Annotated in this window: 13 protein-coding genes; 9 read left to right on the forward strand and 4 right to left on the reverse strand. The window is 44.4% G+C overall.

The genetic code is table 11. From position 1 onward, the window contains the following. Nucleotides 1-57: 57 nt before the first annotated feature. Nucleotides 58-1,350, forward strand: coding sequence for an XrtA/PEP-CTERM system-associated ATPase (locus NLG07_RS05875; protein WP_254856767.1), 1,293 nt, complete (start codon nucleotides 58-60; stop codon nucleotides 1,348-1,350). 13 nt (nucleotides 1,351-1,363) lie between these two features. Here NLG07_RS05875 and NLG07_RS05880 read toward each other — a convergent pair whose 3' ends face one another. Genes NLG07_RS05880 through NLG07_RS05895 form a run of 4 tightly spaced genes read right to left on the reverse strand, consistent with a single transcriptional unit; the run spans nucleotide 1,364 to nucleotide 6,120 of the window. Continuing rightward, on the reverse strand, nucleotides 1,364-2,992 hold the full coding sequence (locus NLG07_RS05880; RefSeq protein ID WP_254856768.1) for a hypothetical protein: 1,629 nt from the start codon (nucleotides 2,990-2,992) through the stop codon (nucleotides 1,364-1,366). A 19-nt stretch (nucleotides 2,993-3,011) separates the two neighbouring features. Further along, on the reverse strand, nucleotides 3,012-3,893 hold the full coding sequence (locus NLG07_RS05885) for an XrtA-associated tyrosine autokinase (protein ID WP_254856769.1): 882 nt from the start codon (nucleotides 3,891-3,893) through the stop codon (nucleotides 3,012-3,014). Continuing rightward, on the reverse strand, nucleotides 3,893-5,434 hold the full coding sequence (locus NLG07_RS05890; RefSeq protein WP_254856770.1) for an XrtA system polysaccharide chain length determinant: 1,542 nt from the start codon (nucleotides 5,432-5,434) through the stop codon (nucleotides 3,893-3,895). The genes NLG07_RS05885 and NLG07_RS05890 overlap by 1 nt, the downstream gene beginning before the upstream one ends. A 59-nt stretch (nucleotides 5,435-5,493) precedes the next feature. Then, entirely contained in the window at nucleotides 5,494-6,120 is a 627-nt protein-coding gene (locus tag NLG07_RS05895) for an XrtA/PEP-CTERM system exopolysaccharide export protein (protein WP_254856771.1), read from the reverse strand. Nucleotides 6,121-6,286: 166 nt separating this feature from the next. Between NLG07_RS05895 and NLG07_RS05900 the strand changes: the two genes are divergently transcribed. Genes NLG07_RS05900 through NLG07_RS05935 form a run of 8 tightly spaced genes read left to right on the forward strand, consistent with a single transcriptional unit; the run spans nucleotide 6,287 to nucleotide 15,245 of the window. Further along, a complete protein-coding gene (locus tag NLG07_RS05900) occupies nucleotides 6,287-7,702 on the forward strand; it encodes a TIGR03013 family XrtA/PEP-CTERM system glycosyltransferase (RefSeq protein ID WP_254856772.1) in 1,416 nt (471 codons plus the stop codon). 27 nt (nucleotides 7,703-7,729) lie between these two features. After that, the gene (locus NLG07_RS05905) at nucleotides 7,730-8,590 is read left to right on the forward strand and encodes an XrtA system polysaccharide deacetylase (protein WP_254856820.1); all 861 of its coding nucleotides are present in this window, start codon (nucleotides 7,730-7,732) and stop codon (nucleotides 8,588-8,590) included. Continuing rightward, nucleotides 8,587-10,146, forward strand: a complete 1,560-nt coding sequence (gene xrtA, locus NLG07_RS05910; protein WP_254856773.1) for an exosortase A — start codon at nucleotides 8,587-8,589, stop codon at nucleotides 10,144-10,146. Before NLG07_RS05905 ends, xrtA begins: the two co-directional genes overlap by 4 nt. After that, nucleotides 10,146-11,486: a TIGR03087 family PEP-CTERM/XrtA system glycosyltransferase gene (locus NLG07_RS05915; protein WP_254856774.1), complete on the forward strand. Its 1,341-nt coding sequence runs from the start codon at nucleotides 10,146-10,148 to the stop codon at nucleotides 11,484-11,486. Before xrtA ends, NLG07_RS05915 begins: the two co-directional genes overlap by 1 nt. 56 nt (nucleotides 11,487-11,542) lie before the next feature. After that, nucleotides 11,543-12,088, forward strand: coding sequence for an acyltransferase (locus tag NLG07_RS05920; protein WP_254856775.1), 546 nt, complete (start codon nucleotides 11,543-11,545; stop codon nucleotides 12,086-12,088). After that, nucleotides 12,069-13,319, forward strand: a complete 1,251-nt coding sequence (locus NLG07_RS05925) for a right-handed parallel beta-helix repeat-containing protein (RefSeq protein WP_254856776.1) — start codon at nucleotides 12,069-12,071, stop codon at nucleotides 13,317-13,319. The genes NLG07_RS05920 and NLG07_RS05925 overlap by 20 nt, the downstream gene beginning before the upstream one ends. Next, a complete protein-coding gene (locus NLG07_RS05930) occupies nucleotides 13,319-14,140 on the forward strand; it encodes a hypothetical protein (RefSeq protein ID WP_254854539.1) in 822 nt (273 codons plus the stop codon). The genes NLG07_RS05925 and NLG07_RS05930 overlap by 1 nt, the downstream gene beginning before the upstream one ends. After that, a complete protein-coding gene (locus NLG07_RS05935) occupies nucleotides 14,097-15,245 on the forward strand; it encodes a glycosyltransferase family 4 protein (protein ID WP_254854540.1) in 1,149 nt (382 codons plus the stop codon). The genes NLG07_RS05930 and NLG07_RS05935 overlap by 44 nt, the downstream gene beginning before the upstream one ends. The last annotated feature ends 8 nt before the right edge of the window (nucleotides 15,246-15,253 follow it).

Raw genomic sequence — 15,253 nt, forward strand, 5'->3', positions numbered from 1 at the left:
TGCAACTCGAGGCCGATAATCTTGTAGTAGAGAATATGACTCAAGGACGAATACCGTATGTACGAAAGTCACTATGGACTGACGGCGAAACCATTTCAACTCACCCCCGATCCCAATTTCTTTTTTGCCAGTAAACTGCATCGTCGAGCGATGTCATACCTGCAATATGGCTTATCCCAAGCAGAAGGGTTTATTGTCATTACAGGAGGCATAGGCACCGGGAAGACAACTCTTGCCAATAGTTTATTGGCCAATATAGAGCAAGACATCGTCGCGGTGCAGATCGTCACGCCCAAGCTTAGCCCTGATGAAGCCGTTAAGATGGTAGCGGCTAAATTTGGAATTGAGGTCAGTGAACGCAGCAAAACAGAGATATTAAAAGATCTGGAAACTTACCTCTATCAATTATCGAAAGAAGGGCAACGTGCCTTACTATTGGTGGATGAAGCACAAAACTTACCGTTAGAGACCATTGAAGAATTACGGATGCTGTCGAACTTTCAACAAAATGGCAAACCGTTATTGCAAAGTTTTTTACTCGGTCAGGATGAGTTGCAACCCATTTTGCGTGCACCCAATATGGAACAGTTCCGCCAGCGTATTGTGGCGTCCTGTCACCTTGCTGCATTGAGTCAAGAAGAGGTCTACGAATACATCCCATACCGTATGGAACACGCGGGTTGGGATAAGGAAGAGAAGGGCGATTTATTCAGTGCAGAAGCACTGGAGAGAATTTATGAGTTCACCAAAGGGATCCCCCGTAAAATCAACACATTTATGGATAGAGTGTTGTTGGTTGGGTTTTTAGAAAATACGCATAATATTGAGCTGGAGCACATTGAAAAAGTCATCGATGAAGTGTCACAAGAGATGTTTACTAGTGAAGAAATGGCCGATTATGAAGCTGGTCAAGAGGCGATGGCGCAAGTCCGTGCGCAACAAAAATTGGCTAATGAACTACCGCAAAATCAGATCGCTCAACCACTCGTCGAACCATCTGCTGCACCTCGTAATCCCAGTGTTCCTTATACCAACAAAGCACATACTCAGACACGTGATGTCGTGTTACAAACGCTTTCAGAACAAGCGCTTGAAGATGGCGAGAACGGTCAGCCATTAACGGCCGAAGAACGCTTGAAGTTGGCCGAATACGACATTGAATATTACAAATCACAGCTGGATGAGCTCGTTGGGGCGCTTGATCAAGCGCTTGCCAACAAACTCAAGCTGACCCAATACATCGATACTCTACTGAAGCATAAGTACCGTCGGTACGATAATGAAACGCGGTATCAGAAGGAAAAAGAAGAGAATAAAGGCAGTGAAGAGAAAGAGAAACCCCTTAACTAAGGGGTTTTTTTGATTATTGCTCTTCGTATGACAACGAGAAGGTGATGCGGCTTTCCGTATAATCCTCGTCTGTAAACACCCCAAACGAATTAAATCCAGTGACAGAGCCTTCTTTATCAAGGCGTTTGAGTGTCAATTCAGTATTGAGTGATCGACCAAAATCACGGCTTAAGGTCATCCCATATTCTGTGAACGTACCTTCTGAGGTGGATGCATCACTCAACAGGGTTTGGAGATACTCTTGTGTTGAGTATTCTAGGCTGATACTGGTATAGCTTCCCACCTGGTAGCCAAGTTGGAAGTCAATGATGTCGGCATCAATAATATTTTGTTGCCGCAAACGCTCTTGTGAGGTTTGCGAAAAAGTTAAACTGATCGTCGTTTTGCGTTTATCGTAAAGCAAAGCCAAGCTGTCAGACTTGCGAATGATGACAGAATCGACCAATGCAAATACCGGTTGTGAAACATTAATAAATTGCTCACCCGCGCCCAGCGTATAATCGGTAGTCTCGGGTAAGAAGCAATCATTAATGGAACTCGCTCCAGCACCACAGACAAACGGTGTCACAATCGAGCCTTGGTTGAGTAATCGAGAGGTGGACGTTACCGCTTCACTTCGAGAGGCTACTGCCCGCAGATGCTTTAAGTTATAGACAAAATTCGCACTTGAGGTGCGTCCAAAGAAACGCTTTGAAGTCCGTGCATTGAGACGAGTGCGAGAGCTGAATGCCCAATCAATTGCGCCGACCAAGTAGTCTTCCTCATCTGCCTCAGGGTCATCACTTTGACTGGTATTCCAAGTCAACGAGAGGGAACGCTCCGCAGACGGCGAATAACTCAATCCAACCCCATAACTGGTAAAATCACGAATTTGTGCATTACCGGTATCAGCAAGGGATGCTTCATTGGCGTCAAACGATGCATTCAAGGCCAATCCAACCTTACCGAACAAGCGATAACTGGCATCTAAGTTGGCATAAGTCGTGTCAAAATCTCGATTGGTAAACTCTGATGAGTCGGTTTGAGTTACTTGCAAAGACCATTTCAAGTCAGGCAAGGCATTGCCATTGACTAGATTGAGGCTGAGCCTATGAGAGTCACTTTTCAAAACTGCGCCACCATCGCGCTGCGTTTCAGAAGAAGTAACGTCGCCAGTTAAGCTCCCACCAAAGACCGAACCAGTTAACCATTCTGAGGTAAAGCCCACGCCATAGCGTTGGGTTTTATTCAAATCTCGGTTGGGAGACAAAAACAAGTTACGCCCTAGGTTATTCACATTAAAACTATTGTAGCCTTGGCGGGCATTGGCATTGATTTGTAACAGGCGCTCAATGACGGTCCATGAGGTACTCAAACTTGCGTTGGTAAAATCATAAGATTGTGTGTCTGTACCATTGTCAAAACGTTGCTGGATGTGCTCGGCATTAAGGTTGATATTGAGCAGTTTGGCATCGTATTGTATGCCAATTTGCGGACGGATTTGTTGGGTCTGCGCGGCGATAGCTCCGCTTTGTGACAACGTAAAATATTGCTCAATGTGTTCACCCGTCACCTTGGCAACGACAGATAATTCTCCAGCCGCAGCGGTTGATACTGACGTGATGGCTAACCACATCGCGACCTGTAATCGATTGAATTTCACCTATACTACTCCATTAGGTTTATGATGGTTTGGCACCGTAGTAGTAACCGTAATAATCACCGTATTTTGAGCCTTGATGAGTGGATTTGTTCATCACAAACCCAATCGCCATGTCTGGGTTCAAGCGCTCAACCGTCTCTTGAATGTCAGACAGTTTGGCTCTCCCCTCCTCAACCACCAGCACTGCTTGACCCGCAAAGCCAGCCATGATGGCAGATTCATTGATCCCCAATAACGGAGGCGTATCAATAATGACCACGCGGTCAGGGTAGCGTTTGGAAAACTCTTCAATGGTATTTTCCATGCGCTTACTCGCCAGAAGTTCAGTAGATAAGTGATGTGTTTGCCCAGCAGGTATGATTTTCAACTTAGCGACATTCGTATTGTAGAGTACCTGTGATAAATCCATCTGGTCGTTATTCAAGTATTCCATCAAACCTTGCTCTGCTTCAACACCGAGTGTACGTAACACATTTGGCTTGAGCACATCGGCATCCACTAACAATACCGTTTTGTCTTGTTCAGCCGCGATGGATAGCGCTAAGTTGATAGCCGTGAACGTTTTGCCCTCAGAAGGTCGAGCACTACTGACCATAATGATGTTACTGCGTGCTAGTGTCGTCGATAAAAAGCCAAAAGCATTTTTTAGCAGCTTACGCTTAATTTCTCGATACTCTTCATTAATTCGAGTGCGCTTGGTATTTAAAGATACAAACCCTTTTTGATCCAACTCATCCAAGTTCAAGGTGAGGCTTTGATTGTTTGAAACAGCAGATGCTTTTGTGGGAAAGGGAGCTTGCAACGTACGTTCAACCGATGTTGTCGTTTCCGTTTCTGTTGCCACAGTTTGAGGAGTATCCTCACGTTGGCGCTGGAGGGCCTTCTCGATTGAATTATCCATTACATGACTCGCTCTACGATATTGATATTGAACAGCTCAGCGCCGACTAAGCCCAAATATAAGGCTATAAGCAAACCGGATGAGACGGTAAAGGTCAACAATTTCATCTTGTTCTTGTGGCTGATGTCACTGATCTCTAAGTGACTCACGACCCCAAGGACTGGATACGCCGTTAATTGACTGAGTTGTTGTGCACGATGCAATACCGGTGACATCTGACTTAAGAAGAAGGCTAATCCGGTACCAGAGCCAAACCCCACGAGGATAACCAAGGTATAAAAAACTAAGCGCTTTGAACCTTGTGGTTCAGTGGGTACCATCGGCGGCTCCAAAATTCGGAATTTCAAATCATCTGTTGTGTCATCGGCTCGTCTTGATAACTCTGCTGACTCTTTACGCACGAGCAGTTGCTGATGTTTTTGTTGCATGATGCCGTAATCGCGGTTCAGCGCGGTGAGCTCCGCCTCGACTTGTGGGACTTGATCTATTTTGGACCGCAACATAGCAATTTTGTTGTTGAAGTCGTTTTCACGCACTTTCATTGAGGCAATGCTGCTTTCTAAACGCGAAATTTCGAGACGAATTTCTTGGGTGAGCAAGTTCATGTTATCCTCGCTCGAAGCATTTGAAGTGAGAGAGGCAATCTCGCGTTCTCTGGCCTCGAGTAATGAAGTCAGCAAATCGCGAGTTTCTACAACATCTGGATGAATATCAGTATAACGCAGCTTTAACTCATCCATGCGCTCTTGTAAGGATTCAATGCGTGCATCAAAACGTGTTGTAATGCTCAAATCACTGTATCCGCTGTCTCGCGGACTCAACTGAGACTTCAGTGAGTTAACTTGTTGTTCCGTTTCTTTGATGGTGAGTTGCAGTTCTTCCAAATTGGTCGTTATGCGAGACAGGTTATCGTAAAAGTTGCCTTGCTGTGGCAGAATATTTGAATATTTGCGTTTAAAATCCGATAAGCGCAGTTCAGACTCGCTCAGTCTTGTTTCGTATTCAGCAATTTGTTGATCGATAAATTCATTCGCATTATCCGAATCGCGTCGATTGTTGCCCAATGAGCCGGTTACAAACAGATCAAGCGTTTTTTGGACCACCGTTTTTGCCATTTCTGGGTTTTGGTGACGATATGAAATCGTGTATATGTTGTCTTTTGATGTCGTTTTGAGCTTGATGTTTTCACTCAAATTGTTGATCAGTGACGTATACTCTTGGTCTGTGGTGACAGACAAGTCTAAGTCAGTTTGACGGGCAATTTCTTCCACATTATCCCGACTTAATAACGTTTTCGCCATTTGCTCGACTTCGGCTTGGGTGTTGTTTTGAATCGTTAGACCACGCAGTAATGGCTGAATGATGGAACGTGTATCGACATAGACCACCGCGTTTGATTCGTATTCATCGGGGAGCATCGCCACGTAAGCGAAGCCGATGGGACAGATTAACCAAGAGGTCATGATAATAAATCGTTTCTTGATCCAAATACCACGCACAAAGTCAATTAATTGCGCAAGTGTCTGTTGCAAATCCTGCATAGATAAAATCCATTTTAGAAGTGAAAAGCTTAGCTAGAGCGTCGTTAAAAACGACCGACTTAATACCAAGCTTCTGGGATGATCACGATATCGCCCGGCAACATATCAATGTTTTTATTGATGTCGCCGTCTTTGACTAATCGCTCCAAATTCAAAGCAAAGCTTTTTTGCTGGCCATTGATACGACGGATCAGAACCGCATTGTCGCCGTCAGCGAACTCCGTTAATCCACCCACTGCAATCATGAGATCCAATAAGGTCATGTGTTGAGTGTAGTTGATCGCAGCTGGGTTTGTGGCTTCGCCAATGACGCGGACTTGCTCTGATAACGGACCAGAAAATGAATTTACACTCACCGTCACTCGTGGATTATTGATGTATTTGGATAATTCTTGTTCGATGTGACGAGCGAGCATAGAAGGGGTTTTGCCCGATACGGAGATGTCTTCCACTAATGAAGTGGTGACTTTGCCATCAGGTCGAACGATAAAGGAACCTGAGATCTCAGGGTTTCGCCATACAAAGATCGAAAGTTGATCACCAGGTCCAATTAAATATTGATAATTGTCCACATCGGTTGTCAGGGTGGTACGGACTTTGGCAGTTGGCAACGTTTGTGTTGCACACCCGCTAAGTAGTAAAGCAAATAGGGCACATACGGCCATCCATAGACGTGTCATTTTCATTAGATAATCCTTTAATCTTTTTACTGTCAGACTGACGGTATAGTCTTTATCGGACAAAAAACACAATACTAAAGAAAAAAAATTATGACGGGTATAGGTTAAGAAAAAAAGCCATCAGACGATACATAGTCGATAAGACAATTTTAAGTTCTCAAGGAAGAGAAAGATGGCTAAGCCTGTAGTAAAAGCCCGAAGACGCCTAACGTCACTGATATTAGCTGAAATCACGCTCGTGACGTATTTTGCTTATCTTTCTTTTTTTATAGTTGAGCTTGCCACACCATACACATCAGGCTTTCACTCAAAGTTCACAACTTACCTCGTGATTATACCTCTGTTTACGTTTCTGGCCGCATTGGCTGTAGGGTTATACGAGTCAAAATTACGTGAAAGTTACCGAGGCATAGTACGGCGCATCTTTGTCGCACAAGGCTTGGCTTTTTTTGCACTAATGGTCATCGAGGCAGTGATCCTGCGCAACTTAGACGTGCACCCCTATTACTTGGTGATCACCGCTTGCCTTAACATTATCGGAATATCAATATTTCGATATTTGTTGTTTCGTTATCACGCACTGGGTGTAGGCAAAAGCCGCATTGTTATTTTAGGAGCGGGTCAGCGAGCGTCCATTATTGAAAAGCGCATGCGACGCTCTGCGGACCGCAAAAATTTTGAATTGATAGGATTTATTCCAGTCCCTGGCGATAATCGTGATGAAAAAGGGATTCAACATGAATTGCTATTGGATATTGATATTGATGCCTCGTTCGTTGAGTTTATCCAAGCCAACAACATTGATGAAATAGTGATTGCCGCCGACCAACGCCGTGGCACGTTACCCATTGAAGTGCTGTTTGATTTGCGATTACAAGGTGTGGTGGTTACCGATTTATTGGACTTTATGGAACGTGAGGTGGGGCAGATTGTAGTGGATTTGTTGTTTCCAAGTTGGTTGATTTTCTCTAATGGGTTCAATTCTCAAAACTACGCCCGTCAATTAGTGGACAATGGTTTAAATTGGTTCTTAGCATCGCTGGTATTGTTTTTTGTGTGGCCATTTATGTTATTAACGGCATTAGCAATTTATCTTGATGACGGTCGACGAACCAAAACTTCCGTTTTTTACAAACAAATTCGTACCGGTAAAAACGGCGAACCATTTGCCATTTATAAGTTCCGTAGCATGGGCAAAGACGCGGAAAAAGACGGCGCGAAGTGGGCGACCAAAAACGACATGCGGGTCACGCGTATTGGTGGCTTTATTCGAAAATATCGCCTGGATGAATTACCACAATTATACAATGTGTTTCGTGGGGACATGTCTTTTGTTGGACCACGACCAGAGCGACCTGAATTTGTGGAACAGCTGGCGACTGAAATCCCATTTTACAATCATCGTCACACTGTAAAACCGGGATTGGCAGGTTGGGCACAATTGAACTACCCATACGGCGCAAGTGTGAATGATGCAAGGGAAAAGCTCAAATTCGATCTATATTATGTTAAACATCAGAGTTTTTTGCTCGATATATTAATACTGATACGGACCGTGGAAGTGGTTTTATTTGGCAAAGGACAATAGGGAGATTATGTCGTGCAATGGAACGCGATGACAGTGGATGTGGAAGATTACTTTCATGTGTCTGCTTTTGAACAAGCGATAGCCAAAGACGATTGGGGCTTTCTTACCCCAAGAGTCGATCACAACACTCACCGGCTACTTGATATTTTTGCCGAGCACAACGTCAAAGCGACTTTTTTTACTCTGGGTTGGGTAGCACAACGCTGTCCGGCTTTGATTCAACGCATTGCGGCAGAAGGCCATGAACTAGGCAGTCATGGGAGTAATCATGCTCGTCTCACGACCTTGACGCAGCAACAGGCCTATGAAGACATTGCGCACAGCAAAGACCGCATTGAACAGATTTCAGGCAAAGCAGTGATGGGATATCGCGCGCCGAGTTTTTCGATGAATGCCAAGACCGAATATGTCTATGACATACTGGCTCGTCTGGGGTTTATGTACTCGTCGAGTACGTATCCGATAGAACACGATTTATATGGCGTACCTCACTGGCCAAGGTTTTCCTACTGTCACCCTTCTGGCATTGTTGAGATCCCCATTCCCACCTTGCGCAAGAACCAGACCAATATAGGTATTGGTGGCGGTGGGTATTTTCGTTTATTTCCTTATTGGTTTTCTAAACGTCGGATCAATGAGTTCTTAACACAAGAAAAAAAGCCATATAGTTTTTATTTTCATCCTTGGGAAATTGACCCGGACCAACCTCGAGTCAAAGACGCCCCGTTAAAATCTAAACTCCGCCACTATGTGAACTTAAATAGCATGGAAGATAAGCTGAACAAATTGCTTCGTGATTTTGCCTGGTCTTCTATGGCGATGGCGTATGCGGATGAGCTTTCAGAGCTGGCTCCCAAAGTCCCAATGGATCTGTCGAGAACAGCATGACAACGGCGACGTACAGTCATCTAAAAGCGTCCCAAAGGATGTTTTTTTCCTTGTGCTTGGTGTTATTGGGTTGGGCGTTCTTTAGCTTTGCCGGGATCAGCAGTGCAGTCGGTATTTGGTCGGTTTCAGAGATCTTCCAGCACTGCTTTTTGGTGATCCCCGGTGCACTCTACTTGATATGGCAAGAGCGCGGTGTGTTGCAACAGTTACCGATACGACCAGCATCGCAAGCCTTGCCGGTTGTCTTTGGGCAGTTGGTGTTATATGTGGTGGGCGTTGCGGGCGATATTCAGCTGTTTATGCACGTTGCAGCGTTTTCTCTCTTGCCGACGTTAATTTGGCTCGTCATCGGTAATCGTGCGGCATACCACATCATGTTTCCTTTGATGTTCATGTTGTTTGCCATTCCTATTGGCGAAGAACTGGTGCCCTGGTTACAACAAATCACCGCGGATATCGCAGTGTACTTGTTGCAACTCACGGGTGTGCCATTGTTTCGCACAGGGTTGTACATCGAGGTACCTGGCGGGACGTTTTTGGTTGCTGAAGCTTGCTCTGGCATAAGCTTTTTCATCGCGTCAGTAGTGATTGGTAACTTGTACGCGTATATGAACTTGTTTTCTTGGCGGCGCCGAGTGAGTTTTGTGATGTTATCTATTGCGTACCCCATTGTTGCAAATGCAGTCAGGGTGTATGGCATTATCTTAACTGGGTATTTGAGTGACATGGAACACGCAGTCGGAGCAGACCATCTTGTGTATGGCTGGGTGTTTTTTGCAATGGTTATTGTGAGTTTGATTTTTTTGGGTGAGCTATTTCGTCGCGGAGACAGCAAGGTGAAGGACACTGATAAGGCTCATCCTACTGTACACAGTACGTCCACTTCCCCACAATATTGGGTGGTGATCTTGGTATTAATATTGTTAGGGGCTGCCCAGTGGTGGCAAGCACAAGTCCAGAACCGAATTGAAGCACCTTGGTCGTATTCGAACACACCTATCAAAGAAGTGATGAGTGTAGGAAATAATGCACAATGGAGAGCTTCTTTACCCAGCACTCCCTGGGCACCGCAGTTTCATCATGCAGCGGCTGAGCAATTATCTACCCACCAATACCTCGACCAAGTCTATCAAAGTTATCAAGTCTCGTTTGATGGGAAACACGGTGAGTTAGTGAGCTTTCAAAATAAACTCTATCTGCAAGATCGTTGGACGTTGGTTGAGCGCAACCAAGTGACATTGAGCGACTCCAGTGTGGTATTGGCCGATCACATAAGCTCTCCACGAGGTGAACAGCACGTGATCTATTATGCATACTGGTTTGATGGGCAGTGGTACAGCAGCAAAACCCAGGTCAAACTGATGCAAACGTTCGCAGCATTGTTGCATCGAGAGACTGTAATGCGACTGTTCGCCATCAAATTACCAGTATCAAACGATGCACTGTTACAACAGCGCCATCAAGCCATCATTAACAATCGCTTTACTGAGTATCTTTCCCGTACCGACGCCCTTCGGGTAGCTAGTATTGAGCGACTTTCACAGGAGGCGCAATAATGGGCCAAACCAAAGCTATGAAGGGCATGAAGGTATTGTTTGTTTGTCAACGCGTGCCATACCCTCCGAACAAAGGGGAAAAGCTCAGAACCTATCATCAGATTGATTATTTGACCCAGCATGGGGTGGATGTTGATGTGTTGGCCTTGGCGGAATCCCAATCCGATGAGCAAGATTGTGCAGCGTTGGCACAACATGTCTCTCGAGCCAAATGTGTTAGGTTGCCTCATAAATTACTGCGTTATCTCACGGCGTTGACACACGGCTGGGCCATCAGTGAAGGGTATTTCTATTCTGACCAGATGCAAGCAATCTTCAATGAATGGGTTGCTGAGACAGAGTATGAGGCGGTGATATTGAGTGCATCGAGTTTGTATCGCTATGCCCAGTGCAGTGGATTGTTACCGCAAGGGATGTCTCAAATGGGGGGCGGTGAGATTTTGTATCAACCAAAGCGTATCTTATTTGATTTTATGGATGTGGACTCGGACAAATGGTCTCAGTACGCAGACGCCGCGTCATGGCCGATGTCTTGGGTGTATCGAAGAGAATCCAAAAAGGTGGCTGAGCTTGAACGGCGTGCGCTCATCGATGCAGACAAGGTGTTTTTGATCGCCGAGAAAGAACGTGAGTTGTTTGTGTCTGCGCATCAGCCCAACCATGAAAACCTTGAAGCAATGGATCTCAAAAAAGCACTCGATGAACGGGTGGAAGTGATGGGCAATGGCATTGATCAGAGGGTCTTTTTTCCAGCATCCCAAGATCGTACTGGTGACACTCCACTGACACGATTCTTATTTGTCGGGGTCATGGACTACAAACCCAATGTGGAGGCCATGTTGTGGTTTGTCGAATACGTTTGGCCGTCGATCAAAATGCATTATCCTAAAGCTAGCTTGTCCATTGTGGGGATGAATCCTGTAAAGGAGATAAGAAAGCTTGATACAAGGCATGATATACAGGTCACGGGGCGTGTTGATGATGTAGTGCCGTATTTTCATCAGGCGGATGTGTTTGTGGCGCCATTTCAAATTGCACGTGGCGTACAAAACAAAATCTTACAAGCCATGGCATGTGGTCTTCCCGTGTTAGGTTCAAGTCTAGGTTTTGAGGGGATTGAGATGACCCATGGGAAAGAGGGGTTTGTGTGTAACGATGTAAGTGCTTACCTATCTGCTTTAGCAGATTTGCAAGATTCTATATTGTATCAGGACGTGGTCACTCAGGCTGAGCGATTAATCGACACACGATATTCTTGGGCTGGACAATTACAAGCCTTGGCAGAGCAGTTGTCGACTGAGCAGCGAGATGACGAGTACATGAAACAGGTGTGCGCATGAAGCGGTTGTTTTTTTTGATCATATCTTTCCTGCAACTGCCGATAATACTTTTATATATGTTGGCCAGTTTCGCGGTTGGTCAAAGTAGCCGAGACAGTGTGTTTCAAAGTTTTATGCAGTTTTTGTCTCTGGCACCAGGGAAAATAGGCAGTTATCAGCGCAATGCCTTTGCCCATTGGGTGATTAAACACTGGCATTGGAACAGTTATATTGGCTTTGGGGCATTGTTCTCACATACCGATACTGCCATCGGTGAGGGGGTCTATATTGGACCTCAGTGTAACATTGGCAAATGCTCGATAGGCAAAGACACTTTACTGGGCAGCGGGGTGCATATATTAAGCGGCAAAAATCAGCATGATTTTGCCCGCAGTGATGTGCCGATCCGTGACCAAGGGGGCGTATTTGAAAAGATATCCATCGGTCATAACTGCTGGATTGGTAATGGCGCGATTGTGATGGCCTCGGTGGGCAAAGGTTCGATTGTCGCAGCCGGTTCGGTGGTCGTGAATGATGTGCCAAGCGGTGTCATTGTTGGCGGGAATCCAGCAAAAGTGATTAAAACCATCAAGGAGGCCCCCCATGCAACTCATAATGAGTAAGTTGATGCAAGGGATGATATTTGGGATTGGCACGCTCATAATCATGGGCGGCGCGGGTATCGTGGGTGTGACTCAGTTCACCAACTACAATCTAAAAGACATTCTCTACAAAGTTCAAGAAAAAACCGGCACTGCCACCGTTATTGAGCCGTTTGCCGAGCCTGTGTCGGTTATTAAAGATTTTAGCAAAATCCCGCGTTTAACGGTTTCCCCTAATATGAAGGTACGTTACGCCTCTAATGTGCAAGAGCTCAATGAGGCGCTGGTGGATGCAAATAAAGTTGGCAACACCGTCATTTACCTAGTGGATGGGGTGTATAACATCGGAAGGACAATGAATATTAACGGTGAAAACATCACCATGATGTCAGTGTCGGGCAACCCTTATGAAACGGTGATTATGGGAAGTGGGCATGATAGCGGGATTGGAAATCTGATAAGAGTCAATCGTTCTGGTTTTCGCATGGATGGGATCACCTTGACGGATGCGTCATTCCATACCGTTCAAGTGGCAGGTGAGTTGGATGTAGATAATGTGCATTTTAATCGGATGATTTTTCAGGATGCGAAAGAGCAGCTGTTTAAAGTGTCTCACAATTACAATAATTTTCCAGAAAAAACCAGTGATAATGGAATCGTTGAACATTCTATCTTTCAATATACCCGAGGGATCGCCTACCAATATTACACCGGGGGCATTGATGCCATTGGTGCAACCAATTGGGTAGTTAAAAATAATGTCTTTCGGGATATTTCAAGTCCTGCAAAGAGGATTGCTCAATATGCAGTGCACTTTTGGATTAACTCAAAAGACAATGTCGTAGCCGATAATTTATTTATTAATAATGATCGGCATATCGGTTTTGGCTTAGGCCATCAAAAGAAAAATGTAAAACACAATCACTCCGGTGGTGCGATTCGAAATAATGTCATTCTGCACGCAAAGACAACACCCTTTGCGGATACCGGAATTGCACTAGAACAAAGTCCAAACACGCTGATTGAAAATAATATTATATATCTTAATCACAATTACCCTCGAGCTATTGAGTATCGTTTCCCTGAAACAAGTAACGTTGTAATAAAAAATAACCAAGTGAATAAAAAGATCTCGTCAAGGGACGGGGGCACAGCGGATGTTGCACAAAATGAATTATCCGTCAGCGAGGAGGTATCTTTAGCCGTCTTTTCAAAAAAAGCCACTGAGTTACATATCACGAGTATTTATTAGTGAAAGTATTCTCATCTGTAATCATGGTTGTATCCATTGTGTTAGGTATCATTAATGTATACGGTCTGACACAGTCGATGAATCAGGATGATATATCATCTGAGCATTTGCGCTTTGGCGACAGAGATAAACTCATTTCTAGTGAGCAGTTAAGTTCTGGTATCAACAAGCTAAGAGGTGAGAGTGATGCTGATTTTGCAAAACGGATTACCAAGTTAATTGCGGATGGAATATCTCACATTCATTGGGAAGATTACCAGCCTGAAAAGTTTATGCAACAAATACCAATTTGGGAAAATTGGATTTTATGGGCGATGGGTGAGTTTTCAGGTATTCCTGAATTCGAAAAATACCACTTCACACAAATTGACAAATCGATTGAGCGAGGGATTGGATTGTGTGGGGATGTGAGTATGTTGTTAAGCGAAATTTTGCGAGTTAACGGTATTGCGAATCAAATCATTACGACACAAGGTCATGTTGTTGTTGAAGCAATTGATGATGGTTTGGTTTTAGACCCTGATTTTGGTGTTTATATTGAAGCTCCATTTATAGCGATAAATGAAAATCCTGAATTAACCAAGACTGCTTACAGTTCTGCGGGTTACCCAAATGATGGCTTGTATTTATCAGAATGGTACTTGGGAGATTTTACTCGATGGGATGGGGCGATGCACTTTGTTACCCAAAAATACTATTTTGAACGCTTTTCATACGTGGCAATCTGGATGATGCCACTCTTCTTATTGTTTATAAGTTTATGGTTAAGGACGATACATGCAAACTATTCTACTGCTCAGCGAAATTTTCCCGCCGACTAGTGGTGGCAGCGGACGTTGGTTTTATGAGTTATACCGGCGTATAAACGATAAACAAGTTTTTGTTTATACGCACTCGCAAAGTGCAAACAGAGTTGTCGCTTTTCCCCATGTAATTACACGACAGCCGATGCAAAGTGCAGAATGGGGAATAGCAAGCCTGACTGGATTAGGATTCTATATTTCTCAGTGTTGGCGTGTTTTACAGTTTTGTAGACGCAATAAAGTAACTCAAATTCACGCAAGTCGGATACTACACGAGGGCTTAACGGCAGCATTGGTTAGCTTTTTGTTGCATCTAAAACTTGTCGTATTTGTCCATGGTGAGGATGTTGAAACGACCGCATACAGCCGTGAACATAATGCCCTAGCTAAGTTTATATTTAAACGCGCTGATGTGATTATTTGTAATAGCGAGAATTCTCGAAATATATTATTAAGGTCGGGCTACGGTCTTCCAGAAAAAATTCAAGTACATCACCCCGGTGCAGATATGACCCGCTATTTACCAGCTTCTCCAGATCATGATTTTAGAAATCTACACGGTTGGAATGAGCGATTTGTGTTGTTAACTGTAGGACGTCTACAAGCAAGAAAGGGTCAGGATTATATGATCCAAGCGCTGCCTGAACTTATCAAATATCATCCTAAATTGCTTTATGTCATTATCGGACATGGCGAAGAAGAGGCGAGGCTGAAATCGCTAGTTGAAGAATGTCGAGTTTCAGATTATGTGCGCTTCATGCCGAATGCGAGTGATGACGACTTACTGGCATGTTATCAACAGTGCGATTTGTTTATTTTGCCGAACCGAACGATTGATAATGATATTGAAGGGTTTGGCATGGTGCTCGTAGAAGCTCAGGCATGTGGGAAAATGGTCATTGCCGGCGATTCAGGTGGCACAAAAGAGGCAATGCTACCCGGACAAACCGGTCAAATTATCGATTGTGCTAGCGTGTCTTCTTTAATTGAACAACTTAGTCCTTATCTTGACTTTTCAGAGCGCGCCCAATATGAGCGACGAGCAATCAATTATGTGAATCAACAATTTGATTGGCAATCACACACAAAACGACTCAATCGTGTATTCGATGAATTAGCGTAAGGAGTGGG

It is taken from the genome of Alteromonas sp. LMIT006 (assembly GCF_024300645.1).
Taxonomy (GTDB): Bacteria; Pseudomonadota; Gammaproteobacteria; order Enterobacterales; family Alteromonadaceae; genus Opacimonas; species Opacimonas immobilis.

Coding starts and splice junctions, on each gene's coding strand:
- NLG07_RS05875 (WP_254856767.1), top strand. CDS start 58: ATGTACGAAAGTCACTATGGACTGACGGCGAAACCATTTCAACTCACC.
- NLG07_RS05885 (WP_254856769.1), bottom strand. CDS start 3,893: ATGGATAATTCAATCGAGAAGGCCCTCCAGCGCCAACGTGAGGATACT.
- NLG07_RS05890 (WP_254856770.1), bottom strand. CDS start 5,434: ATGCAGGATTTGCAACAGACACTTGCGCAATTAATTGACTTTGTGCGT.
- NLG07_RS05895 (WP_254856771.1), bottom strand. CDS start 6,120: ATGAAAATGACACGTCTATGGATGGCCGTATGTGCCCTATTTGCTTTA.
- NLG07_RS05900 (WP_254856772.1), top strand. CDS start 6,287: ATGGCTAAGCCTGTAGTAAAAGCCCGAAGACGCCTAACGTCACTGATA.
- NLG07_RS05905 (WP_254856820.1), top strand. CDS start 7,730: ATGACAGTGGATGTGGAAGATTACTTTCATGTGTCTGCTTTTGAACAA.
- xrtA (WP_254856773.1), top strand. CDS start 8,587: ATGACAACGGCGACGTACAGTCATCTAAAAGCGTCCCAAAGGATGTTT.
- NLG07_RS05915 (WP_254856774.1), top strand. CDS start 10,146: ATGGGCCAAACCAAAGCTATGAAGGGCATGAAGGTATTGTTTGTTTGT.
- NLG07_RS05920 (WP_254856775.1), top strand. CDS start 11,543: ATGTTGGCCAGTTTCGCGGTTGGTCAAAGTAGCCGAGACAGTGTGTTT.
- NLG07_RS05925 (WP_254856776.1), top strand. CDS start 12,069: ATGCAACTCATAATGAGTAAGTTGATGCAAGGGATGATATTTGGGATT.
- NLG07_RS05935 (WP_254854540.1), top strand. CDS start 14,097: ATGCAAACTATTCTACTGCTCAGCGAAATTTTCCCGCCGACTAGTGGT.